The sequence below is a fragment of the Kitasatospora aureofaciens genome (assembly GCF_001188955.3).
Classification (GTDB): domain Bacteria; phylum Actinomycetota; class Actinomycetes; order Streptomycetales; family Streptomycetaceae; genus Kitasatospora; species Kitasatospora aureofaciens.
Genome location: NZ_JPRF03000063.1, coordinates 1 through 24,425, shown reverse-complemented (window position 1 = coordinate 24,425; position 24,425 = coordinate 1). Strand labels below are relative to the sequence as shown.

Annotated in this window: 17 protein-coding genes; 3 read left to right on the top strand and 14 right to left on the bottom strand. The window is 72.3% G+C overall.

The genetic code is table 11. The features are described 5' to 3' along the window. Positions 1-152: 152 nt before the first annotated feature. The 3 genes from HS99_RS32955 to HS99_RS32940 all read right to left on the bottom strand — a co-directional run bounded on the left by HS99_RS32955 (position 153) and on the right by HS99_RS32940 (position 3,898). A complete protein-coding gene (locus HS99_RS32955) occupies positions 153-1,358 on the bottom strand; it encodes a S8 family serine peptidase (RefSeq protein WP_232543143.1) in 1,206 nt (401 codons plus the stop codon). A 252-nt stretch (positions 1,359-1,610) separates the two neighbouring features. Beyond that, entirely contained in the window at positions 1,611-3,290 is a 1,680-nt protein-coding gene (locus tag HS99_RS44300; protein ID WP_141763863.1) for a WXG100 family type VII secretion target, read from the bottom strand. Between the two features lie 44 nt (positions 3,291-3,334). Beyond that, a complete protein-coding gene (locus HS99_RS32940) occupies positions 3,335-3,898 on the bottom strand; it encodes a DUF2563 family protein (protein WP_030552320.1) in 564 nt (187 codons plus the stop codon). Between the two features lie 319 nt (positions 3,899-4,217). Here HS99_RS32940 and HS99_RS32935 point away from each other — a divergent pair, with 319 nt between their 5' ends. Next, on the top strand, positions 4,218-6,107 hold the full coding sequence (locus HS99_RS32935; RefSeq protein ID WP_030286415.1) for an FUSC family protein: 1,890 nt from the start codon (positions 4,218-4,220) through the stop codon (positions 6,105-6,107). A gap of 22 nt (positions 6,108-6,129) precedes the next feature. Here HS99_RS32935 and HS99_RS32930 read toward each other — a convergent pair whose 3' ends face one another. From HS99_RS32930 to rsmI, 7 genes are all read right to left on the bottom strand, one after another. Next, positions 6,130-7,995 (bottom strand): ABC-F family ATP-binding cassette domain-containing protein, encoded by a 1,866-nt coding sequence (locus HS99_RS32930; protein ID WP_030286417.1) that lies wholly within the window; start codon positions 7,993-7,995, stop codon positions 6,130-6,132. 121 nt (positions 7,996-8,116) lie between these two features. Further along, positions 8,117-9,034, bottom strand: coding sequence for a 4-(cytidine 5'-diphospho)-2-C-methyl-D-erythritol kinase (locus tag HS99_RS32925; protein WP_030552322.1), 918 nt, complete (start codon positions 9,032-9,034; stop codon positions 8,117-8,119). After that, complete coding sequence (gene rsmA, locus HS99_RS32920) at positions 9,031-9,912, bottom strand: 16S rRNA (adenine(1518)-N(6)/adenine(1519)-N(6))-dimethyltransferase RsmA (RefSeq protein ID WP_030286421.1); 882 nt, start codon at positions 9,910-9,912, stop codon at positions 9,031-9,033. The genes HS99_RS32925 and rsmA overlap by 4 nt, the downstream gene beginning before the upstream one ends. A 59-nt stretch (positions 9,913-9,971) precedes the next feature. Continuing rightward, the gene (locus HS99_RS32915) at positions 9,972-10,850 is read right to left on the bottom strand and encodes a TatD family hydrolase (protein WP_030286423.1); all 879 of its coding nucleotides are present in this window, start codon (positions 10,848-10,850) and stop codon (positions 9,972-9,974) included. Next, entirely contained in the window at positions 10,850-12,469 is a 1,620-nt protein-coding gene (metG, locus tag HS99_RS32910; RefSeq protein WP_030286425.1) for a methionine--tRNA ligase, read from the bottom strand. The genes HS99_RS32915 and metG overlap by 1 nt, the downstream gene beginning before the upstream one ends. 107 nt (positions 12,470-12,576) lie before the next feature. Further along, entirely contained in the window at positions 12,577-13,011 is a 435-nt protein-coding gene (locus HS99_RS45975) for a hypothetical protein (RefSeq protein WP_046386534.1), read from the bottom strand. Positions 13,012-13,247: 236 nt separating this feature from the next. Then, positions 13,248-14,117, bottom strand: a complete 870-nt coding sequence (gene rsmI, locus HS99_RS32900; protein WP_030286429.1) for a 16S rRNA (cytidine(1402)-2'-O)-methyltransferase — start codon at positions 14,115-14,117, stop codon at positions 13,248-13,250. A gap of 105 nt (positions 14,118-14,222) precedes the next feature. On the opposite strand from rsmI, the gene HS99_RS32895 reads away from it, so the two are divergent. After that, positions 14,223-16,001 (top strand): dolichyl-phosphate-mannose--protein mannosyltransferase, encoded by a 1,779-nt coding sequence (locus HS99_RS32895; RefSeq protein ID WP_030286430.1) that lies wholly within the window; start codon positions 14,223-14,225, stop codon positions 15,999-16,001. A 199-nt stretch (positions 16,002-16,200) separates the two neighbouring features. Beyond that, complete coding sequence (locus HS99_RS32890) at positions 16,201-17,952, top strand: penicillin-binding transpeptidase domain-containing protein (RefSeq protein ID WP_030552324.1); 1,752 nt, start codon at positions 16,201-16,203, stop codon at positions 17,950-17,952. An 87-nt stretch (positions 17,953-18,039) separates the two neighbouring features. Here the strand turns inward: HS99_RS32890 and HS99_RS32885 are convergent, their stop codons facing one another. The 4 genes from HS99_RS32885 to HS99_RS32870 form a co-directional block, all read right to left on the bottom strand. Continuing rightward, positions 18,040-19,449 carry a glycosyltransferase 87 family protein gene (locus HS99_RS32885; RefSeq protein WP_051835514.1) on the bottom strand — a complete coding sequence of 470 codons (1,410 nt, stop codon included), beginning with the start codon at positions 19,447-19,449 and terminating at the stop codon, positions 18,040-18,042. Positions 19,450-19,577: 128 nt separating this feature from the next. Further along, a complete protein-coding gene (locus tag HS99_RS32880) occupies positions 19,578-21,131 on the bottom strand; it encodes an amino acid permease (protein ID WP_046386535.1) in 1,554 nt (517 codons plus the stop codon). A 176-nt stretch (positions 21,132-21,307) separates the two neighbouring features. After that, positions 21,308-22,816, bottom strand: coding sequence for a penicillin-binding transpeptidase domain-containing protein (locus HS99_RS32875; protein WP_078938872.1), 1,509 nt, complete (start codon positions 22,814-22,816; stop codon positions 21,308-21,310). Next, the gene (locus HS99_RS32870) at positions 22,816-24,171 is read right to left on the bottom strand and encodes an FtsW/RodA/SpoVE family cell cycle protein (protein ID WP_046386541.1); all 1,356 of its coding nucleotides are present in this window, start codon (positions 24,169-24,171) and stop codon (positions 22,816-22,818) included. The genes HS99_RS32875 and HS99_RS32870 overlap by 1 nt, the downstream gene beginning before the upstream one ends. Positions 24,172-24,425 lie beyond the last annotated feature (254 nt).

Here is a 24,425-nt window from a genome sequence, read left to right as displayed (position 1 = left end):
CCGCAGCCCGCCAGCGCACTCGCGCGTCCGTCCGCCCCATCACAACTCCTCGTCAGTCTCCCCCCGCAGGCCGGGAAAGTGTGTCCGAACATAGCTGCCCGGCCACTGGGCTCGCCCAGTGGCCGGGCAGCTGTTGTCGCGCGACCGACCGCCTACCTCGCGTACGGATTGTCCTCCGGCGGCACCGATGGCTGCTGCAACGGCGGAGGCGGCACGGCCACCGCGCCCCCCGGCGGCACAGCTGCCTTCCGCCGCCTCACCACGGCGAACACCACCCCAGCCACCACCAACAATCCGGCCACCACGCCACCCACGATCGGCAGCGCACTGCCCGACCCGGACGACGCCTCAGCCTTCGGCTGAGCGGTCGGCGCGCCTACCGCCACATCGCTCGGACTCTCGGTGGAGCTCGGCACCGACGACGGGAGGGCGGATGAACTCGCAGCCGGGGCTGGCATTGCGGGCGGCGAGGCCACATCAGCCGGGAGCGGGGACTGGTCCGCAGGACCTGGGTCACCAGGAGACGTCAGGGCGATCCGAGGCCGGACCGCGCCGTATCCTGCGTCATCGTTTCGGTTGGATCCGTCGTGTGGCTTACCAGCCGTATTGATGAGCACCCGCAGGACCTGGTTTGCCGTCCAGTCTGGATGTACCGACCAGACCAGCGCGGCCGAAGCTGAAACCAAGGCGGTCGCATCCGACGTGCCATGCCCCTTGCAGTAGCCGGTCGACCCGGTACAGGGCGCGATCGTGTCCATACCTGGTGCGATGAGAGTGACCTGCGGACCGCGCTCCGACTCTGCGGTAACCGTGCCATTCCGATCGGAAGCGCCTACCCCGACCACGTTGGGCAGAGCTCCCGGGAATTCGACGGGGTTCCCCGACTGGGCCTCGTTCCCAACACTGGCGACCACAAGGGATCCCTTGGCCCGCGCCCAGGCCAGGGTCTTGTTCAGCTTTTTGACGTCTTCGGGATTGACCAGGATCGCATTCGTTCCCTGCGAGATGCTGACGACCTTGGCGCCCTGCTCGACCGCATAGGTGATGGCCTGCCCGATCTGCCCGACGAATTCGGACTCAAGTACCGATCCCTCATCGCCATTGGCGATCTTCAGCGGAAGGACCTTGACGCCAGGCGCGAGGCCGTAAGCGCCCTTCCCGCCATTGGCTTTCCCGGTCCCGGCAATGAGGCCCGCCATCTGCGTGCCATGCCCCTTCACATAGGACCCGACGCCCCCAGGACTCCCGCTGAAGTCCTTTCCCGGTAGGAACTGCCCCACCAAGTCAGGGTGGTCCAGCTTGAACCCGCTGTCGATCACCGCAACAGTGACGTTCTCTCCTGTCGAGATCTTCCACATCTCCGGAGCGTGCATCGCGTCCAGGTGCCACTGATCCTCACGGATCGAGTCGCCTGCGAATGCCGGTGCCGCGACGGGGCCCGCCACAATTCCCGCCGCCAGAAGCGCCGAAGCGGCAGCCCGCCAGCACCGTCGCACGTTCGTCCGCCCCATCACAACTCCTCGCCAATCCCTCCGCCAATGGCGAAGCGTGCCCCGAACAGATCTGCCCGGCCACTGGGTGCGCCCAGTGGCCGGGCAGTCGTTGTCGTCCTACTCAACCACGTCCGGGTTGCTGTGCGGCGTACCGCTGGTCCAGGTCTCCTCGTCCTCGTGGAGGTAGTCCGCGCGGTTGCGGCGGTCGCGGTCCTTCTTGCCGCCGTGGCCGCCCGCGCCCGGGGCCATCATGCCGTTCTGCCCGGACCGGGAACCGCCCTCGGCGGCTCCCGCTGCGGCTGCACGGTTGCGCAGGCCCGTACCGCCCGGGGTGAACTCCCCACCGGCAGCAGGGCCCTTGCGGCCGCCGACCGTTCCACCGGCGGTCGAGGTCAGGCCCCGACCACGCGAGCCGCCGACACCGCCGCCGCCGACACCGTGGCCGCCGCCCATGCCGGGGTGCATGCCCATCCCGCTGCCCATGGACGATCCGCCGACCCGCCCGCCGCTCGCCGCGCCCTCCCGGCCGAAGACCGTTCCACTGGGCAGGCCCGGGGTGCCGGCCTTGCCGGGAACCGTGCCGCCGCTGAACGGACCGGTGCGAAGGGGTGCCGAGCCGCCGCTCTTGCCAGGGATGCTGCCGATGCCCTTGGTCGGGACGGAGCCACCGCTGGTCCCGCCCGGGAAACCGCCGATGGGTCCGCCACCTGGCAGGCCGGGCAAACTGCCGGGGCCACCGGGGCCGCCCGGGTAGGCGGGGGTTCCGCTCGGGCCGCTCGGCAGCACGGGGCCGCTGCCAGGGCCGACCGGGGTGGTCTGGTCCGGCAGGGTCGGAAGGCTGTCCAGGCCGGTGCCCGGGCGGGTGACCGGGTCCGACGGGTGGGACGGCGGAGTGGGTGTGCCCGGGTCGTGCGGCGGCGGAGGCAGCTGGCCGTGGTCGTACGGGGGGACCGGTCCGGGGTGGGTCGGGTTGGACGGGTCCTGCCAGCTCGTTGACGGATCGCGTGGCCTCATGCTGGCGCCGTCGTAGTGGCCGACGGATGCACCGTAGGAACCCGTAGTGCCACCACCGGTTGCGCGGGGAGTACGGACGGAACCGCCGTACCCGCCGCTGGGACCACTGTTCGAGTAGTCCGAAGCATCACCTTTGTCCTTGGACGCGTCAGGTGTCCCCGGCAACACCACGTTGTCGCCGAGCCCGTTCAGTGTCGTCGTCGCCGCGATGTAGGCCTGCCCGAGCTTCTCCATCTGATGGATGGCATCCTGATGCGCCGTATAAAGCTCACGGGATCCGGCCATTGCCTGCGTTTCAGTGACCCACGCGTCACCTACGCTTTGCCTCATCGCCGCATCGATTTGCGCGGTGGAAGGGCCGCTGCCATCCGGATTCAAGGTGGTCAACTTCAGGCGGTTGAGCACCACAGGATCAGGTTTCTGCGTCTTACGGGTGTTCACCCAGTTGAGGGCATCGGACGGCACAGGCGGCATGCCGGACTTGACGGTGCTGAGCGTCTCACCGGCCAGGTGCATGGCGTCACCGGCACCCGTGGAGTACTTACCCAGCAACTCCGCCGACTGCTGTAGGTTTCCAGCCCAGGTCTTGAAGTTCTCTGCGGCCTGGCCTTCCCAGACAATGTTACCGAGATGCGCTTTGAGGGCGTCGCTCAGCTCTTTCAGAACGCGACCAGCCTGCCCAAGCTGATTACCACGGCTCAGCACCACGGTGGGGTTGGTGTGCTGCACCATGTCAATGAGCTGCTGGTGCTGGAAATCATCGAACTTGGTTTCGCCTGCCATTACCTGCTCCCCGTCTCCCCGTACGTCTTCCCCCGAGCCGCTCTTTAGTAGTCGGCCTCGGCGCCCTTCGATGCAGGCCTGTTCGCCGCCACCTTCGGCGTGGTCACGCCCGCGCTCTGCGCGACCGCCTTCTGCGCAGCCGCCGCATTGTCATCGCTCGTCTGGTAGGCGCCCGCCGACTTTGCGACCGCGTCCTTCATGGCCGTGATCTGGGACAAGAAGTCCTTGTGGAGCCTGACGAGCTCCGCATGCACCTTGCCGTAGGCGGTCGTGAGGTCCGTCGCCTCCGTGAACGTGGCGCTGGCCAAGTCCGTACCCTGAAGCTTCTGCTCCTTCATGTTGTACGGCGCGGCCGCTGACCCCTCCATCGCTTGGAGCAGCGCCTCGACCTTGTTCGCGAAGACAGTGAGCGTGTCAATCTCGATCTTGACGTTCTGCCCACCGAAGGCGGTCACGAGGTCCTGGGCGCTCGAATAGGTCTGCGACTCACTGATGGTGGGGCCGTACATCTTGGGGTTGGCGGGCAAGGTATACGCGCCCCCGCCAGTCGGGCTGGCCCCCGACGGCGTCGTCCCCGCGCTGGGCGCGCTGCTCGTCGGATCCGTCACAGCAATCCACTCCTCCCCCGTACGGCCGGACGCCCGGGCGGCTACTCCCGGGCCCTTCCGGCCGCAACACACCGTCAACTTCTGGATCTGACCGTCCTGGTCGGTTCGACCGCCCGCCCTGGGGGCGGTCTGCCGCCTCCGTCATGGTAGCCACCGCCTCTGTCGGACCGGCAGGGACCTTGGCCTGCCCGGGCTCGATCGGTACGAACTTGACACGTACAACCCGCTTCCGGCCGCTGGGTAGACTGACCCGGTACGCCCCATCTGCCGCGCAACGTCGCACAGCAGCGACCCGAGGCCGCAGAACGGACGTGACGGCATGCCTGCGCACGAGCAGATCCCGACCCCCTGGTGGGCCCGTGCCGTGCGGCCGGCGCGGCCGCCGGTGCCGGTGGTGTTGATGGTCCGGGCGGCGGTCGGGTTGGCGGTGCCGCTGAGCGTCGGGCTGCTGTCGCATCGGCTGGACCTGGGGGTGTTCGCCGGGCTCGGGGCGATGCACGCGACGATGAACGACCGGGTCGAGCCGGTGCTGCTGCGGGTGGGCCGGGTCGGGTCCGCGGTGGCGGCTTCGGCGTCGGGGATGCTGGTCGGTACGGCGTTGCAGCACGCGCACGTGGGTGCCGCCGTGCTCGGCGTGGGACTGACGTTGACGGCGTTCGTGTCGGGTGCGCTGAGTGCGACCGGTCCGCGTGGCTCGGCGGCGGGGATGCTGCTGCTGGTGTCGGCCGCGCTGGGCAGCGGGATGCCGTTGCCGGGGCCGTGGTGGGCGGCGGCGCCGATGATGCTGGTGGGTGCCGCGTTCGTGGTGCTGCTGGGCCTGCCGGCCACCGCGCACCGCCGGCCCGCTTCCGATCCGCGCAACCGGGCGTTGGCGGCGGTGTACGAGGCCCTCGGCCGCACCCTCGCCGATCTGGGCACGGTGCGGGGCGCGGGCGCGCGCCGGGTGTTGACGGCCCGGCTGAACCAGTTGCAGGACCTGCTGCCGAACCGCCGTCGCCCGGACCGCGCCGGCCTGCGCCCGATGTACGAGGCGGCCCTGGCCGCGACGGAGGCGGCGACGGGCCTGCTGTGGGCCTGGCGGCCCGTCCCGCCGGAGGTGGCCGCGGTGCCGGGGCTGCTGGCGGAGGCGGTGCGGCGGGGCGGTGGCGAGGTGGTGGTGCCGGACTGGGGGCCGGACACCCCGGCCCGGCAGGCGTTGGACGTGGCGTTGCGGGCCGCCGCCGAGGCCGTGGCGGGCCGCCCGGCGCGGATCGGTACCGCTCCGGCGCCCCCGCCGGACCCGTGGCGGCTGCGGGCCGGGCTGCTGTCGGGACCGTCGGTCCGGTACGGCCTGCGGGTGGCGCTGTGCATCGCGGCGGGTTCGGTGGTGACGGCGAACTTCCCGCTGAGCAGGAGCTACTGGGTGCCGATGACGATCGCCTTCGTGTTGAAGCCGGATCTCGGTTCGGTGTTCCTGCGCGCGGTGAGCCGTGCGGTCGGCACGGTGCTCGGTGTGGCGGTGACGGCGGCGCTGCTGTCGCTGACCACCGAGGAGTGGGCGCTGACCGCGGTGGCGGCGCTCTGCGTCGCCCTGCTGCCGTACGCCACGGCGGCGCACTACGGGCTGAACACCCTGGTGATGACGCCGATGGCGCTGGTCCTGCTCCAACTCGGCGGGCAGAGCAGCGCGGCCGAGTTCTGGCCCCGGGTGCTGGACAGCGTGCTGGCGAGCGCGGTGGTGCTGCTCTTCGGCTACCTGTTGTGGCCGGAGCGTCCGCGCCACCGGATCGAGCCCCGGCTGGTCACCGCGACGACCGCGCTGCGCGCCTACCTGGACGCGGTGACCGACCACCGGAGGACGGGCGAGGTGTGGCTGCGCCGTACGGCCTACCGGTCGTTGGCGGACGCCCGGCACGAGGTGCGGCAGGGCTTGGCCGAGCCGCCGCCGACCGGGCGGCTGGCCGAGCAGTGGCTGCCGGCCACGGCCGCGCTGGAGCGGCTCGGCGGCGCGGTGGCGGCGTTCGCCGCGCAGGTCCGGTACGGCGGCCGGGTGCCGGACCCGGCCGAGACGGAGCGGGTCCGCCGGGCGCTGGACGAACTGACCGCCGCGGCCCGTGAGCACCGGCCGCCGACCAGCCCGGCGGCCCGGCCGAGTGCGCCGCACGACCCGGCGCTCAGTGCGCTGGGCCGTGCGGCGGACGAACTCGAAGTACTGCTCAGGAAGCGGTAGTTCGGCCGCGGAAGGCGGCGGTTCAGACCTGCTCGGCCAGCTCCAGCCAGCTCATCTCCAGCTCCTCCTTCTCCTCCCGGACGGCGCGCAGCTGCCCGTCCAGTTCGGCGACCTTGGAGAAGTCGGCGGCGTGCTCAGCGAGTTGGGTGTGCAGCTTGGACTCCTTCTCGTCCAGCTTGGCGATCTGCCGCTCCAGCTTCTGCATCTCCTTCTTCGCGGCGCGCAGGTCCCCACCGGACAGCCCGGCGGCGGCACCCTCACCAGCCGGAGCGCCGACGGAGGAACCGGAAGGAGCGGAGGAACCGGAGGAGGCGGAGGAACCGGAGGAAGCCGAGGAAGAAGCCGTGGCGGCCGCCATCCGTGCCCGCCGCTCCAGGTACTCGTCCACGCCGCCCGGCAGCATCCGCATCTTCTTGTCGCCGAGCAGCGCGTGGACGACGTCCGTGGTCCGCTCGATGAAGAACCGGTCGTGGCTGATGACGACCATCGAGCCGGGCCAGCCGTCGAGCAGGTCCTCCAGCTGGTTGAGGGTCTCGATGTCCAGGTCGTTGGTCGGCTCGTCGAGGAACAGCACGTTGGGCTCGTCCATCAGCAGCCGCAGCAGCTGGAGCCGCCGCCGCTCGCCGCCGGACAGGTCGCCGACCGGCGTCCACTGCTTGTCCTTGCCGAAGCCGAACTGCTCGCACAGCTGCCCGGCGCTCATCTCCCGGCCCTTGCCGAGGTCGACCCGCGAGCGCACCTGCTCGACGGCCTGCAGCACCCGGGTCTCGGGGTCCAGTTCGGCGACCTCCTGCGACAGGTAGGCCAGCCGCACGGTCTTGCCGACCTTGATCACGCCGGAGGCCGGCTGCACGTCGCCCTCGGAGGCGTACGCGTCCCGCATGGCGCGCAGCAGTGAGGTCTTGCCGGCGCCGTTGACGCCGAGCAGGCCGATCCGGTCGCCGGGGCCGAGCTGCCAGGTGAGGTTCTCCAGCAGCAGCTTGGGGCCGGCCTTGACGGTGACGTTCTCCAGGTCGAAGACGGTCTTCCCGAGCCGGGCGTTGGCGAACTTCATCAGCTCGCTCTTGTCCCGGGGGTCGGGCACGTCCGCGATCAGCGCGTTGGCCGCCTCGATCCGGTAGCGCGGCTTGGAGGTGCGGGCGGGGGCGCCGCGGCGCAGCCAGGCGAGCTCCTTGCGGGCCAGGTTCTGGCGCTTCTGCTCCTCGACGGCCTCGATCCGGGAGCGCTCGGCGCGGGCGAAGACGTAGTCGGAGTAGCCGCCCTCGTACTCGTGCACCTCGCCGTGCTGGACGTCCCACATCCGGGTGCAGACCTGGTCGAGGAACCAGCGGTCGTGGGTGACGCAGACCAGCGCGGAGCGGCGCTTCTGCAGGTGCTGGGCGAGCCAGTTGATGCCCTCGACGTCGAGGTGGTTGGTGGGCTCGTCGAGGATGATCAGCTCCGGGGAGCCGAGCAGCAGCTTGGCGAGGGCGATCCGGCGGCGCTCGCCACCGGAGAGCGGGCCGATGACGGTGTCCAGGCCGTCGGCGAAGCCGGGGAGGTCGAGGCCGCCGAAGAGGCCCTCGATGATGTCGCGGATCCGGGCGTCGCCGAGCCACTCGTGGTCGGCGCGGTCGGCGATGACCTCGTGCCGGATGGTCGCCTCGGGATCGAGCGAGTCGTGCTGGGTGAGGACGGCCGGTTCGAGGCCGCCGCTCCAGGTGATCCGGCCGCCGTCGGGCTCCTCCAGCTTGGCGAGCATCCGGATCAGGGTGGTCTTGCCGTCGCCGTTGCGGCCGACGACGCCGATCCGGTCGCCCTCGCTCACGCCCAGGCTCACCGCGTCCAGCAGGGTGCGGGTGCCGTAGACCTTCGTGACGGACTCGATGGTGGCGAGGTTGACGGCCACGTGTGCTGCGCTCCTGGGTTCGGCGGTCGCGGGGCGGCCCGCCCTCAGCGGTGGGACGCCCCCTCTCGGGGGCTCCCCGATCACTCCAGCCTAATGGGCCCGGCCGGCAGCCCCGGACGCGTCAGGAAACCACCGAAGCGCCCGGCACCGGCCCGTACGTGGCGTGCGCGGCCCGGCAGGTGCCGGAGGCCAGCAGGGCCGCGGCGACGGCGGTGGCCGCCTCGGCGTCCTTGGCCAGGAAGGCGCAGGTCGGCCCGGAGCCGGAGACCAGGGCGCCGAGCGCGCCGGCCTCGGTGCCGGCCCGCAGGGTGGCGGCCAGCGAGGGGCGCAGCGAGAGTGCCGCGGGCTGGAGGTCGTTGGCGAGCGCGGCGGCCAGGGCGACGGCGTCGCCCTCGGCGAGGGCGGCGAGCAGCGCCGGGTCGGCGTCGGGGGTGCGGACGTCGGTGTCGCTGGAGCCGGTGCCGGCCTCCTCGCGCAGCCGGTCGCACTCGCGGAAGACCGCCGGGGTGGACAGCCCGCCGTCGGCGACGGCGAAGACCCAGTGGAAGGTGCCGGAGACGGCGAGCGGCTCCAGGATCTCGCCCCGGCCGCGGCCCAGCGCGACGCCGCCGAGCAGCGCGAACGGCACGTCGGAGCCCAGTTCGGCGGCGAGTTCCAGCAGCGTCTGGAAGGGCGTGTCGAGCTTCCACAGCGCGTCGCAGGCGACCAGCGCGGCGGCGCAGTCGGCGCTGCCGCCGGCCATGCCGCCGGCCACCGGGATGGCCTTGGCGATGTGCAGGTGCACGCCCGGGTCGGCGATCCCGTGGTGGGCGGCGAGCAGCCGGGCGGCGCGGGCGGCGAGGTTGCTGTCGTCGAGCGGGACGGCCCCGGCGTCGGGACCGGAGCAGGTCAGCGTCACGCCCTCGCCGGAGGTTGCCGTGACCTCGTCACCCAGCGCGACCGCGAAGAAGACGTTGGCCAGGTCGTGGAACCCGTCGGCGCGCAGTCCGCCGACCCCGAGCTGGACGTTGACCTTGGCCGGCACCCGTACGGTGATCACTCGCTGTCCCTCACAGGCTTGTGCTCGGCGATCGCGGCGAACTGTTCCACCGTCAGCATCTCGCCGCGCAGCTTGTGGTCGATGCCGGCGGCCGCGAGCGCCTGCTCGGCCCCGGCGGCGGAGCCGGCCCAGCCGGCCAGCGCGGCGCGCAGGGTCTTGCGGCGCTGGGCGAACGCGGCGTCGACCACCGCGAACACCTCCGCGCGGCTGGCGCTGGTCTTCGGCGGTTCGCGGCGGACCAGCGAGACCAGCCCGGAGTCCACGTTGGGGGCGGGCCAGAACACGTTGCGCCCGATGGCGCCGGCCCGCTTCACCTCGGCGTACCAGTTGGCCTTGACCGACGGCACGCCGTACACCTTGTTGCCGGGCTTGGCGGCGAGCCGGTCGGCGACCTCGCTCTGCACCATCACCAGGGTCCGCTCGATGCTGGGGAAGGTCGCCAGCATGTGCAGCAGGACGGGCACGGCCACGTTGTACGGCAGGTTGGCGACCAGCGCGGTGGGCGCCGGGCCGGGCAGTTCGGTGACCTCCATGGCGTCGCTGAACACCAGGTCGAAGGAGTCCGCCTTGCCGGGCATCCTGGCGGCGACGGTGTCCGGCAGGTGCTGGGCGAGCACCGGGTCGATCTCGACCGCCGTGACGTGCCGCGCCACCTCCAGCAGCGCCAGCGTCAGCGAGCCGAGCCCGGGCCCGACCTCCACCACCGCGTCCTGCTCCGTCACCTCGGCGGCCCGGACGATCCGCCGCACGGTGTTGCCGTCGATGACGAAGTTCTGCCCGCGCTGCTTGGTCGGCTTCACGCCGAACGCGGCCGCCAGCTCCCGGATGTCGGCGGCGCCCAGCAGGTGGCTGTCAGGGGTGGGGTCGGTGGTGCTCACGCGCCAAGGATACGGGCGCACGGGCCGGCGCCCGGACGCACCGGTGCCGGGGGCGAGCCTCAGTACCCGAAGGCCCGGGCGGTGTTCTCCGCGACGGCCGCCGACAGCTCGTCCTCGTGCAGGCCCAGCGTCGCCGCCATCGAGCGGACCGTGACCGGGATGAGGTACGGGGCGTTCGGGCGGCCTCGGTAGGGGTGCGGGGTGAGGAAGGGGGCGTCGGTCTCGACCAGGATCCGGTCGAGCGGGGTGGCCAGCAGGGCGTCCCGCAGCGGCTGGTTGGCCTTGAAGGTGACCGGGCCGGCGAAGGAGAGGTACCAGCCGTGCTCGGCGCAGACCTTGGCCATCTCGGCGTCGCCGGAGTAGCAGTGGAAGACCGTCCGCTCCGGGGCGCCCTCCGCCAGCAGGACGGCGATGACGTCCTCGTGGGCGTCGCGGTCGTGGATGACCAGCGCCTTGCCGTGCCGCTTGGCCATCTCGATGTGGCGGCGGAACGACTCCTTCTGGATCTCCACGCCCTCCGGCCCGGTGCGGAAGTAGTCCAGGCCGGTCTCGCCCACGGCGAGCACCTGGGGCAGGGCGGCCAGCGCGTCGATCTCGGCGAGCGCCTCGTCCAGGGCCGCCCGGCCGCCGGCCGGGCGCTGCTGCCCGGACCAGCCGTCCGGATCGCCGAGGAAGATCCGCGGCGCCTCGTTGGGGTGCAGGGCGACGGCCGCGTGCACCTGCTCGTACGAGGCCGCCAGTTCGGCGGCCCAGCGCGAGCCGGGCACGTCGCAGCCCACCTGGACCACGGTGGTGACCCCGACCGAGGCGGCCCGGGCGAGCCCCTCGGCCGGGGTGCCGGCCTGCATGTCGAGGTGGGTGTGCGAGTCGGCCACCGCCACGGCCAGGGGTTGCGGCAGTGGCGGCGGGGTCGACCGGTCGTCGTCCTTGGCGGGCATCAGGAGGCCGGCTTCTCTTCCAGGCGCGGGAACAGGATCTCGCCCTTGGTGACGGTGGCGCCGGCGGGCAGCCGGCCCCAGTCGCCGGAGGTGGCGACGGGCTGCGCGGCGAGCGCGCCAAGGCCCTCGGCGGCGCCCAGCGAGGCCCACAGCTTCTCGGCGGTGGACGGCATCACCGGGTTGAGCAGCACGGCGGTGCCGCGCAGCGCCTCTGCGGCGGTGTAGAGGATGGTGGCCAGGCGGGCCTGCCCCTCGGCCGACTCGTCCTTGGCGACCTTCCACGGCTCCTGCTCGGTGAGGTAGCCGTTGACCTGCTTGACGAACTCGAAGACCGCCGCGAGGCCGCCGGCGAAGTCCAGCTCCTCGCCGATCTTCCGGTCGGCGACCTCGACGGCCGTGCGCAGCCCGTCCGCGACGGCCTGCTCGGCGTCGCCGTGCGCGGCGGAGGCGGGCAGCGCACCGCCGAAGTACTTGCCGACCATCGCGGCGACCCGGGAGGCCAGGTTGCCGAAGTCGTTGGCGAGCTCGGAGGTGTAGCGGGCGGTGAAGTCCTCCCAGGAGAACGAGCCGTCCGTGCCGAACGGGATCGCCCGCAGGAAGTAGTAGCGGTACGCGTCCACGCCGAAGTGCGAGGTGAGGTCGGTGGGCGCGATGCCGGTCAGGTTGGACTTGGACATCTTCTCGCCGCCGACCATCAGCCAGCCGTTGGCGACGACCCGCTTGGGCAGCGGCAGGCCCGCGGCCATCAGCATGGCCGGCCAGATCACCGCGTGGAAGCGCAGGATGTCCTTGCCGACCAGGTGGACGGAGGCCGGCCACAGCTCGGCGAAGCGCTCCGGGTCGCTGCCGTAGCCGGCCGCGGTGATGTAGTTCTGCAGCGCGTCCACCCAGACGTAGAGGACGTGCTTCTCGTCCCAGGGCAGGGGGACGCCCCAGTTGAAGGTGGAGCGGGAGATCGAGAGGTCCTTGAGGTCCTGCTCGACGAAGCGCAGCACCTCGTTGCGGGCCGAGGCCGGCTGGATGAAGTCGGGGTTGGCGGCGTAGAACTCCAGCAGCCGCTCGGCGTAGGCGGAGAGGCGGAAGAAGTAGTTCTCCTCCTCCAGCCACTCGACCGGCTTCTTGTGGACGGAGCAGAGCTTCTCGTCCTCGGTGGCGCCGTCCAGCAGCTCGGAGGGGAGCTTGAACTCCTCGCAGCCGACGCAGTACGGGCCGGAGTAGCCGCCCTTGTAGATCTCGCCCTTGTCGTACAGGTCCTGGACGAACTCCTGCACCCGGGCGGTGTGCCGCTCCTCGGTGGTGCGGATGAAGTCGTCGTTGGCGATCTCCAGGTGCTGCCAGAGCGGCTTCCAGGCCTCCTCGACCAGCTTGTCGCACCACTCCTGCGGGCTGACGCCGTTGGCCTCGGCGGTCCGCATGATCTTCTGGCCGTGCTCGTCGGTGCCGGTCAGGTACCACACCTTCTCGCCGCGCTGGCGGTGCCAGCGGGTGAGGACGTCGCCCGCCACGGTGGTGTACGCGTGGCCCAGGTGGGGACGGTCGTTGACGTAGTAGATCGGAGTGGAAACGTAGTACGCCGGGGCGCTCGCCCCGGTGGTGCTGTGGTCTGCAGTGGCCGCCATGGTCGGCAAGCTTAGTCGGGCCCGAACGCACCCCTCGACCGCGTTGCGGCCGGGTACGGCGGGCCGCCCGCCGCGCTGCTCGCGGCGGGCGGCCCCGGGTCCGACGGTCAGCCCAGCAGCCGCGCCCAGAACCGGGCCCAGCGCCCGCGCGGCTTCACGGGCTCGGGCACCGCGGGCACCGGGGTCGCCCCGGCCGGCTCGGCGTGCGCCGGGTAGCCGGGGGCGTGCTGCCAGGGCTGGTCGGCGGAGGCCACCCGGCCCTCGCGCATGATCCGGACGGTGTGGCCACCGCAGCCCGGGCAGGTCGGCTTGAGCAGCGGGGACGGCACCCGGACACCGTTGGCGTGGTACTCGAACACGATGTGGCCGTCCCTGGCCACATGGTGCTCGATGTCGTACGCCTGCTCCCAGCCGTACCCGCAGCGCAGGCAGGCGAAGGAGTAGGCCTCCCGTACGGTCTCGACGGGAGTGTGCGCCCGCCCCGCCAGGCCGGGGACGTTCAGCGCGTTGCCACTGCGGGGGCTACCGATCGTGTCGCTCATAGCCAACTCCCACTGCCCGTCGGGCGCTCGCCCGGCTGGGTCTTTCCATTCCAGGAAATGCCCGGACCGCCCCGTCCGACGCCCTTCTTGTGAAAGCTTGGATGCGGGTTGGGAAGCCCTATACGAAGGGCCTCCCGGAGCCCGCCCACCAGGACCGAAACTTCAGCTCAGCGGGCGTTTACCGGGGCCTTCTCTCCACCGTACGACTCCCCGCCCGCCTCGCAACCCCCGGAAATTCACCCCTTTTTCAGGGCCTCTCCCGACGCCTCCTTCTTGGCCGCGACCACCGCGTCGAAGACCTCCCGCTTTGGCACGGAGAGTTCGACCGCGACCGCCGCGATGGCCTCCTTGCGCCGCTCCCCGGCCTCCTCCCGGACGGCCACCAGCCGGGCCAGTTCGGCCGGGGTCAGCTCCCGGGGCGCGGCCGGCGGGGCGCCCGCGACCACGACGGTGATCTCGCCCTTGACGCCCTCCGCCGCCCAGGCCGCCAGCTCGCCGATCGGCCCGCGCTTGACCTCCTCGTAGGTCTTGGTGAGCTCGCGGCACACCGCGGCCGGCCGCTCCGGCCCGAAGGCCTCGGCCATCGCGGCGAGCGCCTCGGCGATCCGGTGCGGCGCCTCGAAGAAGACCATGGTGCGCGGCTCGGCGGCGATCGAGGCCAGCTGCCGGGCCCGGTCGCCGGCCTTGCGCGGCAGGAAGCCCTCGAAGGTGAAGCGGTCGACCGGCAGGCCGGACAGCGCCAGCGCGGTGAGCACCGCGGACGGCCCGGGCACGGCGGTGACCTTGACGTCCGCCTCCACGGCCGCCGCCACCAGCCGGTAGCCCGGGTCGGAGACGGAGGGCATCCCGGCGTCGGTGACCAGCAGCACCCGGGCGCCGCCGAGCAGCGCCTCCACCAGTTCGGGGGTGCGGCCGACCTCGTTGCCCTCGAAGTAGGAGACGACCCTCCCGGCCGGGGTCACCCCGAGCGCCTGGGTGAGCCGGCGCAGCCGCCGGGTGTCCTCGGCCGCGATCACGTCCGCCGTGGCCAGCTCGGTGAGCAGCCGGGGCGGGGCGTCCGAGACGTCGCCGATGGGGGTGCCTGCGAGAACGAGTACTCCTGTCACGGGCCCCATCCTTGCAGTTCGCGGGCGCCGGGGCTTTTGGTGACGATTCGGGCAGCTTCCGAGGGACCGCTCACACGTACGAGGAGCGCCCCTACGATGTGGCGGATGAACGGCGACACGGCGGCGCAGGCGCCCACTGGTACGGACCACTCCGCGCAGGGCGGTGCCGGCCTGCCGTCCCCCCGCTCACCCGGCTCGCCGCTGAGCTGGCGGGAGCGCCTGGCCCGGCACGGCTACCGCGCCCGCCCCACCGGCACGCTCACCGAGCGACTGGTCCCGCCGATGCCGGACGGCCCCGGGGTGACGGAGCCCGGCGTCCCGCAGTCCCCGGTGCTGCTGCGGCTGGGGATCACGCTGCCGCAGGGCCTCTGGTACTTCCTGTGCCGCTGGTCCGGCTGGCTGGGCCCGATCGCGGTGGCGGTGTTCGCCGGGCTGCTGCGGTTCACGAACCTGGGGCAGCCGCACGCGATCATCTTCGACGAGACGTACTACGCCAAGGACGCCTACGCGCTCTGGCAGGGCGGCTACGAGATCAACTGGCCGGAGGACGCCAACACGACGATCATGACGCCGGGCGCGGCCGTCCCGTACCGCTCGACGGCGTCGTACGTGGTGCACCCGCCGGTGGGCAAGTGGATCATCGGCGCGGGTGAGCAGCTGTTCGGCATGAACCCCTTCGGCTGGCGGTTCGCGGTGGCCCTGCTCGGCACCCTGTCGGTGCTGATGCTGGCCCGGATCGCCCGCCGGATGTTCCGCTCCACCCTGCTGGGCTGCGTGGCCGGCCTGCTGCTCTCGGTGGACGGCCTGCACCTGGTGCTCAGCCGGACCGCGCTGCTCGACCTCGTGGTGATGTTCTGGATGCTCGCGGCCTTCGGCTTCCTGCTGCTGGACCGGGACCACACCCGGGGCCGGCTGGCGGCGCGCCTGGGAGGGGTGGCGGACCCTGCGCGGGCCCAGCGGCTCAACCTGGGCTGGCGCCCGTACCGGATCGCGGCCGGCGTCTGCGTCGGCCTGACCTGCGCCACCAAGTGGAGCGGCCTGTACGTCGCGGCGGCCTTCGGCGTGCTGACCGTGCTGTGGGACGTCGGCGCCCGACGACTGGCCGGGGCGCCGCGCCCGTACCTGGCGGTGCTGGCCCGGGACGTGGTGCCGGCCTTCGTGTCGGTCGTGGTGGTCTCGGTGACCGTCTACCTGGCCTCCTGGTGGGGCTGGTTCGCCAGCAGCAACGCGCCCGGCCGGGGCGGCTGGGGCCGGGACTGGGCGGTCGGCCGCTCCACCGACTACCCGTGGATACCGGAGGGCCTGCGCGCCCTGTGGCACTACCACTCGACGGTCTACGAGTTCCACACCCACCTGACCGACCCCCACACCTACCAGTCCAACCCGTGGTCCTGGCTGGTGCTGGGCCGCCCGGTGTCCTTCTACTACGAGTCCCCCAAGTTCGGCCAGGACGGCTGCACCGTCAGCGACTGCGCCCGCGAGGTGCTGGGCATCGGCACCCCGCTGCTGTGGTGGACCGCGGTGCTGGCGCTGGTCTACTGCCTGTGGCGCTGGGCGTTCCGGCGGGACTGGCGGGCGGGCGCCCTGCTGTGCGGCCTGGCCGCGGGCTACCTGCCGTGGTTCCTGTACCAGCAGCGGACGATCTTCCTCTTCTACGCGGTGGTCTTCGTCCCGTTCCTCGTCCTCGCCGTGACGATGCTGATCGGTGCGCTGATCGGACCGGCCGGCGCCTCGCGGGACCGCCGGATCATCGGCTCCGCGACGGCTGGTCTGCTGGTGCTGCTGATCATGTGGAACTTCCTGTACTTCTTCCCGCTGTTCACGGGGCAGACCATCCCGCTGGAGGACTGGCGCGCCCGGATGTGGTTCAACAGCTGGATCTGAGCCGCCGGCCCGGCCGGGGGGCGGCCGACACACCGTTCCCCCGGGACGTCCGTACCCGGTCCACGACACGTACCAGATCCGTCACAAGTCCCCGGCGTTTCGTCGGCGTCCTCATCAGGGCTGCCTAGGGTGGTGCACGTACCGCGTTTCCGGCCCCGCCGGTTGCGCCCGGCCGCGAGACCCCTGGGGGATTTGCACCATGCGCAGTGGCGCGAAGATCGGCATCATCACCGGCGTGTCCATCGTCGTCCTCGCGGGCGGCGGCTACGGGGCGTACAGCCTGATGGGCGGCTCGGACTCCGGGTCCGGTGGCAAGCCCCGCACGGTGGTCGCCGACCCGCCCTCGGCCGACCAGGCGGCGAGCGGTGCGAAGGACTTCCTGGCGGCCTGGGCCTCCGGCGACATCGCGAAGGCGGCCTCGCTCACGGACGACCCGACGGCCGCCACCACCGCGCTGACTGCCTTCAAGACCCAGGTGAAGCCCAGCGCGCTGACCCTCACCCCGGCCGGCCCGGCCACCCCGCAGGCCTTCGCCTCGGCCACCGGCACGCCCACCCCGGCCAAGCCCACCGGCGCCGCCTCGGCCACCCCGTCCGCGACCGGTACCCCCGGCGCGGGCGACTCGCCGTCCGCCACCCCCGGGCCGACCGGCGTGCTGATGGGGTTCAAGGCCCGCGCCGAGTTCGAGGGCACCAGCCGGGTCTGGGACTACAACGGCTTCCTGAGCGTCGTGAAGATGAGCGACAACACCCCGGCCGTGCACTGGGCGCCCTCGGTGATCCACCCGCACCTGTCCGGCAACGAGACGATCGCCACCCAGCAGGTCTTCGCCCCGCCGTCCACCGTGGTGGACCGCAACGGCAAGGCGCTGCAGGGCGCCTCGCTCACCCCGGCGCTGATGGCCAGCCTGCAGGAGAACGCCCGCAAGCTGCTGCCGCCGGACCCGAACAAGGACCAGGACGCGGGCAGCGCGGTGGTGATCACCGACCCGTCCGGCAAGACCGCCTCGGACAAGCTGTTCACCATCGTCGAGCCCAAGCCCGGCAAGCCGTTCAAGGTGACCATCGACAACACCCTCCAGGCCGCCGCCGAGAAGGCGATGACCGACCTGGGCGGCAAGCAGGGCTCCATCGTGGCGATCGAGCCGAGCACCGGTCAGGTGCTGGCCTTCGCCAACGCCCCGGCCACCGGCCAGAACCGGGCCTTCACCGGCCTGCTCGCCCCCGGCTCGACGATGAAGATCGTCACCTCCACGGCCCTGCTGGAGGCCGGGCTCAGCCCGGACACCCCGGTGGCCTGCCCGGAGAAGAGCAGCAACCCGGTGGCGATCCCGAACGACTTCCCCGGCGCCTTCCCGGAGTACACGCTCCAGAAGGACTTCATGGTGTCCTGCAACACCGCCTTCATCAACCAGGGCCTGACCAGCCTCAAGCCCGAGACGCTCGCCGGCACCGCCAAGGACGTGTACGGCATCGGCCTGGAGTGGAAGACCGGCCTGCCGAACGCCGACGGCAAGATCCCGGCGACCCCGGGCAGCAAGGACGAGCAGGCCATGAACTACATCGGCCAGGGCAAGGTCCAGATGAACCCGCTGGCCATCGCCTCGGTCACGGCGACCGTCCAGAGCGGTTCGTTCAAGCAGCCGGTCCTGGTCGCCGGCCTGCCGCAGCAGCAGGCGGCCCGGCAGATCTCGCCGGACGTCGCCGCCAAGCTGCGCGCGATGATGAACGCCACCGCCGTCGGCGGCACGGCCAGCCAGGTGATGGCCGGGATCACCGACAACGCGGGCGCCAAGACCGGCTCCGCCGAGGTCCAGGGCGCGTCCACCACCAACAGCTGGTTCACCGCCTTCCGCGGCAACCTCGCGGTCGCCGCCGAGGTCCAGGGCGGCGGGCACGGAGTGGACGCGGCCGGCCCGGCCGTCGCCTCGCTCCTCAAGGCCGGCCACTGACGCCCCGGTCCGCGAAACGTACGGAGCCCGCCCCGCCGTCACCGGCGGGGCGGGCTCCGTCGCGTCACGGCCCGTCGTCGTGCGGGCTCAACGGCGCGGCACGGCGGGCGCCGGCGCGTCCGGCACCGGGCGCGGCGGCACCGGCCGGCGGCTGGTCCAGCGCCGGGCCGCCAGCCGCGGCCAGATCATCAGCACGGCCGGCAGCGCCAGGTACCCGAACCGGCCGGCCGGGGCGAGCGTGAAGGCGATCGCCAGTCCGGCGGCCAGCAGGTCGGCGGCCGCTATCGCGGAGACCGGCGGACGGGCCAGCAGCCAGATCGCCACCCCGACCAGGGCCGTGGTCATCAGCGCCAGCGAGACGGAGTGCCCGGTCGGTCCGAAGCCGGCCAGCACCTTGCCGGGCAGCGGACTGCCGGCCGGGGTGCGGATCGCGGTCATCCCGAGCGGGAAGCGCACCACCTGGTCGCGCAGTGCCTGCGGCTGGGTCAGCACGGACGGCAGCAGCACCGCCGCGCTCACCCCGGCCCCGATCAGCGCGGTGCGGGCGGCGGGCCGACGCCCGTACAGCCGCCAGAGCAGCAGGACGGCCACCGGCAGGGCGGGCCAGGCGGTCCACTTGAGGCTGCAGGCGAGGGCGAGCACCAGTCCGGCGCTGACCGTGCGGTCCCGCTCGGCGAGCGCCATGGCCAGGCAGCAGACCCCGATCAGCGGCAGGTCCACCCCACCGACGACGAGGGCGAGCGCTATCAGCGGCGAGGCCGTGAGGACGGCCAGCGGCAGCAGTGGCGCACGGTCCCTGGAGGGCCGCAGCAGCCGCCAGGCTCCCAGCAGGCAGGCGATGAAGGTGAGGGCGAACCAGATCCGGGCGTCCCCGGCGACCCGGGCGAAGGCGGTGGAGCTGCCGAGCAGCTGGCGCGGCAGTCCGAACAGCGACATCGCCGGCAGGTACGGGTTGTAGTCGGTGACCACCACGGGGTGCTGGAGGTAGACGTCCCCGGTGGTGAGCAGCAGGTGGGCGGAACGTTCGACCACCATGACCTCGGACTGGTGCCGACCGGTCACGGCGAGTAGCCCGAGCGGGGCCAGCACGGCTCCGACCAGGGCGACCACGGCGGCGGCCTCGGCGGCGAAGCGGCGCGGCAGGGTCAGGCACAGGAGCCCGGCCACGAGGTAGGCGGGGGCCGCGACGAGGCCCCACAGCCGCTGGTTGGCCAGGTCGGAGACCAGCGGGAAGGCGGCGGCCCAGCCGGCCGCGATCAGGCAGCCGAGCAGCTGGACCCGGCGCAGCGAGGCGAGTCGGGCGGGATTCCACCGATCGGGCGTGGGCGGAAAGGTGCTCTCGCCACGCTGCCGGGGGAACGGTCGGGTCGAGAAGCCCGTCGGCGGCCGTCTCCGTCTGGACGGCAGTTCGGCGCTGATGGACTGGGCCGGCGTTCTGGCGCGGCCGGTGAAGCGGCCGCGCGGGCGGGAGAAGCCGGGCGTGCGGGTGCTCACCATGGTGGAAGGTTATGGGTGCGGGCGGGGCCCTGTCGCCATCGCGTCGGGCGGTTGATGGCGGTTTACGCGCGTAGGGCCGCCCGGTGTCGTACCTGGCGGCGGCCCTTCACGATTGGGTAACGGCACGGTCAGCCGGCGTTGGTGTCGACCGGGACGGGCTGTTCGGCCCGCTCCAGCCGGGAGTGCTTGATGCTGTAGCCGAAGTAGACGGCCACGGCGACGGCGAGGGCGATCGCCCCGGCCCGGAAGGTGTCGGCGTGCAGGCCGGTGATCAGGTAGATGCAGAAGCCGACGCTGAGCAGCGGGACGACCGGGTAGCCGGGGACCTTGAAGCCGCGCGGCAGGTCGGGCTGGGTGCGGCGCAGGACGATCACGCCGATCGAGACCACCGAGAAGGCGATCAGGGTGCCGAGGCTGGTGATGTCGGCCAGGACGTCCAGCGGGATGAACGCGGCCAGCGCGCCCACGCCGACGCCGACCACCAGGGTGTTCCAGACCGGGGTGCCGGTGCGCGGGGAGAGCTGGGCGAAACGCTTGGGCAGCATGCCGTCGCGGCCCATCGAGTACAGGATGCGGGTCTGGCCGTAGATCACCACGAGCGTGACGCTGAAGATCGAGATGATCGCGCCGACCGCGAAGATCATCGCCGGCCAGCTCTGGCCGGTGATGTTCTGCATGATCTGGGCGAGCCCGGCCTCCTGGCCGCCGAACTCGGTCCACGGCTGGGCGCCGATGCCGGCCAGGGCGACCAGGATGTAGAGCAGGGTCACCACGACCAGCGAGATGATGATCGCCATCGGCAGGGTGCGGCGCGGGTTCTTGACCTCCTCACCGGCGGTGGACACGGCGTCCATGCCGATGAAGGAGAAGAAGATGCTGGAGGCCGCCATCTGCACGCCGCCGATGCCGAGCGGCATGAACGGGGTCAGGTTGCCGGACTTGAAGCCGGTGAGGGCGACGCCGATGAACAGCAGCAGGATGACGATCTTGATCCCGACCATGGCCGCGTTGACCTTCGCCGACTCGCTGACGCCGCGGACCAGCAGGAAGCAGACCATGGCGACCAGCAGCAGCGCCGGCAGGTTGAACCAGTGGCCACCGCCGGGGGCGCCGGAGAGCTGCTCGGGGATCCTGAGCCCGAAGGCCAGGTCGAGGAACTTGTTCAGGTACTCGGCCCAGCTCACCGCGATAGCGGAGGCGGACACGCCGTACTCCATCAGCAGGCAGATGCCGACGCCGAAGGCGACGCCCTCGCCGAGGGTGGCGTAGGCGTAGGAGTACGAGGAGCCGGAAACCGGGATCGCGGAGGCCATCTCGGCGTAGCAGAGCGCGGTGAGCCCCGCGGTGACCGCGGCGACCACGAAGGACAGGATGACGGCCGGTCCGGCCTGCGGGACGGCGCTGCCGAGCACGAAGAAGATGCCGGTGCCGATGGTGGCGCCGATGCCGATGGCGGACAGCTGCCAGAGGCCGATCGAGCGGCGCAGGTGGATGCCGGAGCGTCCGCCTTCCTCGGGTGCGCCGGCCGGAAGGCCGTGGCCCTCGCTCTCCGCGATCAGGGTCGAGACGGGCTTGCGTCGCAGCAGACGCGCACCAAAGGTGTTGCTGGCCAAAACTGCGGTCCTTCTAGGCGGGGGAGGGTGTCCTAGGGGCCGGTCACCCGAGGCACTGGGAGGTGTCATCGGGAACCAACCGAACAAACATGGGACAGTACCCGGCGAAGACACCAGTGTCGCAAACAAACAATACTGATCGGCGCATTGTACGAATTGGCGTATCAGACATCACAAACCGGACACTTCGCACGCGGCGGAGTTTCCGGGCCTTGGCTAGAAGAGCAGGTCAGAGGCCTGCCGGGTCAGCGGCCCAGCACCGCCCGCATCACCGAGCGGGCGATCGGGGCGGCCAGTGCGCCACCCGTGACGTCCGTGGCGTCACTGTCCGCCACCACCACGGCCACCGCGACCGGCGGCACCGCGTCCGAGCCGGCCGGCCCGGCCCAGGAGATGAACCAGGCGTACGGTGTCCCGCTGTTGTCCACCCCGTGCTGGGCGGTGCCGGTCTTCCCGCCGACCACCGCCCCCGCGATCCGGGCGTTGCCGCCGGTGCCGTCCTCCACCACGTCGGTCATCAGCTTCCGCACCTGCCCCGCCACCGCCGGGGTGACCGCCCGCCGGTAGACGGCCGGCCTCATCAGCTCCACCTCGGTGCCGTCGCTCCTGGTCAGCTTGTCCACGAGCTGCGGACGCATCACCGTCCCGTCGTTGGCGATCCCGGCCGCGACCATCGCCATCACCAGCGGGGTGGCCGCGGTGTCGAACTGCCCGATCGAGGAGAGCGCCAGCTCGGCGGGGTCCATCGAGGTGTCCACGTTGGACCGGACCGGGCGCACCGGCACGTCCAGCCGGGGGTCGTTGAAACCGAAGCCCTCGGCCGTCGCCACCACCTTCGACAGCCCGGTCCGCACCCCGAGGTAGCCCAGCACGCTGTTGCAGCTGGCGGTCATCGCGGCGTCCAGCGACAGCCCCGGCCGGTCGCAGTCCGCGCTGTCGTTGACCAGCGGCGTGGTCGTCCCCGGCAGCACGTACGGGAAGGGCGCGTCGGTCGGCGCACCCGGATCGGTGACCACCCCGGCGCTCAGCGCCGCGGCGGCGGTGACCACCTTGAAGGTCGAGCCCGGCGGGTAGGTCTGGCGCAGCGCCCGGTTGAGCATCGGCTGGTCGGTGTCGTCCCGCAGCCGGTTCCAGGCCGTCCGGTCGGCGCCCGAGGAGCCGGCGAAGTCGCCCGGGTCGTAGGAGGGGGTGCTGGCCAGCGCCAGGATCCGCCCGGTGGCCGGCTCGATCGCGGCCACCGCGCCCTTCCGGCCGCCGAGCCCGCTCATCGCGGCCTGCTGGGCCGCCGGGTCGATCGTGGTGTGCACGTCCCCGCCGGGGTTCTGCCGGCGGGTGATCGCGTCCCACAGCGACCAGCCGGTCAGCCGGCCGTCGGTGCCGGTCAGCAGGCCGTCCTCGGTGCCCTCCAGCTGGCTGTTGCCGTACGCCTGGGAGGCGAAGCCGGTGACGGCGGCGTACGTCGGGCCGTCGGTGTAGCCGCGCTTGTACGCGTACCGCCCGCCGGTGGGCCGGGAGCCGGTCACCGGGCGGCCGCCGACCAGGATGTCGCCGCGCGGCCGGGCGTACCGCTCGATGGTGAGCCGCTGGTTGGCGGTGTTGTGGTCGAGGTCCGCGGACTCGAAGACCTGCGCCCGGGTGGCCTGCACGCACAGCGCCCCGACCAGCAGCAGGCAGAAGGTGGCCGCCCGGCGCCCGGTGACCGAGATCCCGGGCAGTCCCTGCGGGCCGTTGCCCCGCGCTCGGGTCGAGGCCATCAGCCCACCTCCGGCCCGGGCGCCGGGAAGGGCGCGGGAGCGGGCCGCCGGGCGTCGTCGCTCATCCGCACCAGCAGCGCGACGACGATCCAGTTGGAGACCACCGAGGAGCCGCCCTGGGCGATGAACGGCATGGTCATCCCGGTCAGCGGGATCAGCGCCAGCACCCCGCCCGCCACCACGAACACCTGCAGGCCGACGGTCGCCGCCAGCCCGATCGCCAGCAGCCGCCCGAACGGGTCGCGCAGCGCGATGCCGGTCCGGAAGCCGCGCGAGACCAGCACCGCGTACAGCAGGAACACCGCGACCAGCCCGGTCAGGCCGAGCTCCTCGCCGATGGTGGCGAGGATGAAGTCCGACTTGGCGGCGAAGCCGATCAGCACCGAGTGCCCGTTGCCCAGCCCGGTCCCCAGCTCCCCGCCCCAGGCGAAGGCGAACAGCGACTGGGCGATCTGGTTGGCGCCCCTGCCGGCCGCGATCGACCCCAGCGGATCCAGCCAGTCCACCACCCGGCTGTGCACGTGCGGCGAGAGCCGGCCCACCGTCACCGCGGCGACCGCCGCCAGGCCCAGCCCGATCGCGATCCAGCCGGTGCGCGCGGTGGCCACGTAGAGCATCACCACGAACAGGCCGAAGTACAGCAGGGACATCCCGAGGTCGGTCTCCAGCACCAGCACCCCGACGAAGGCCGCCCAGATCATCAGCACCGGCCCGAGCACCCGCCCGCGCGGCAGGTGCCAGCGCCAGACCCGGCGCCCGGTGAGCGCCAGCGCGTCCCGGTGCACCGCCAGGTAGGCGGCGAAGAAGACGGCCAGCAGGAGCTTGGCGAACTCCCCGGGCTGGAAGGAGAGCGGCCCCACGACGATCCAGATCCGGGAGCCGTACACCGGCGGGAAGAGGACCGGCACCACCAGCAGGACCAGCGCCACCAGCGCCCCGAGGTAGGCGTAGCGCCGCAGCCGCCGGTGGTCGCGCACCAGCAGCAGCACCGCGATGAACAGCGCCACTCCCAGGCTGGACCAGAGCAGTTGGGCGGAGGCCGCCTCGCGGCCCGGGGTGGCCCGGTCGAGGCGGTGGATCACCACCAGTCCGATCCCGTTGAGCAGCACCGCGATCGGCAGCAGCAGCGGGTCCGCGTACCGGGCCCGCCACCGGACCACGCCGTGCGCCGCCAGGGCGAGCACACCGAACTCGGCCCCGTACCGGGCGGCGTCGGCCGGCACCTCGCCGTCGAGGTTCACCCCCACCTCGACGTAGCCGAACACGGCGGTCAGGACGGCGGCCAGCACCAGCACCAGCTCGGTGGTGCGCCGGCTCGGCACCGGCCGGTTCGGCCGGGCGGCGGATCTCGTCACGGCGGAGGGTGTCGCCACGGACCGTCCTGGGGGAGGCGGGGTTGGCCGGGTCGGGCGCCGATGCCCGGGGTTCGTCACCCTAACGAGCGCTGTCCACATGTATCGGCTCTTCACCGCGGTGTGTCCGCAATTGCGCCCGCGGTCGCCTACTCCGGCCGCCGCCCGGCCAGCGCCGCCACCCCGGCCCCGACCGCGGCCGACAGCACGGCGGCCAGCAGCAGTTCGCCCCAGGGCGCGGCCGGCCGCCCGGTCCG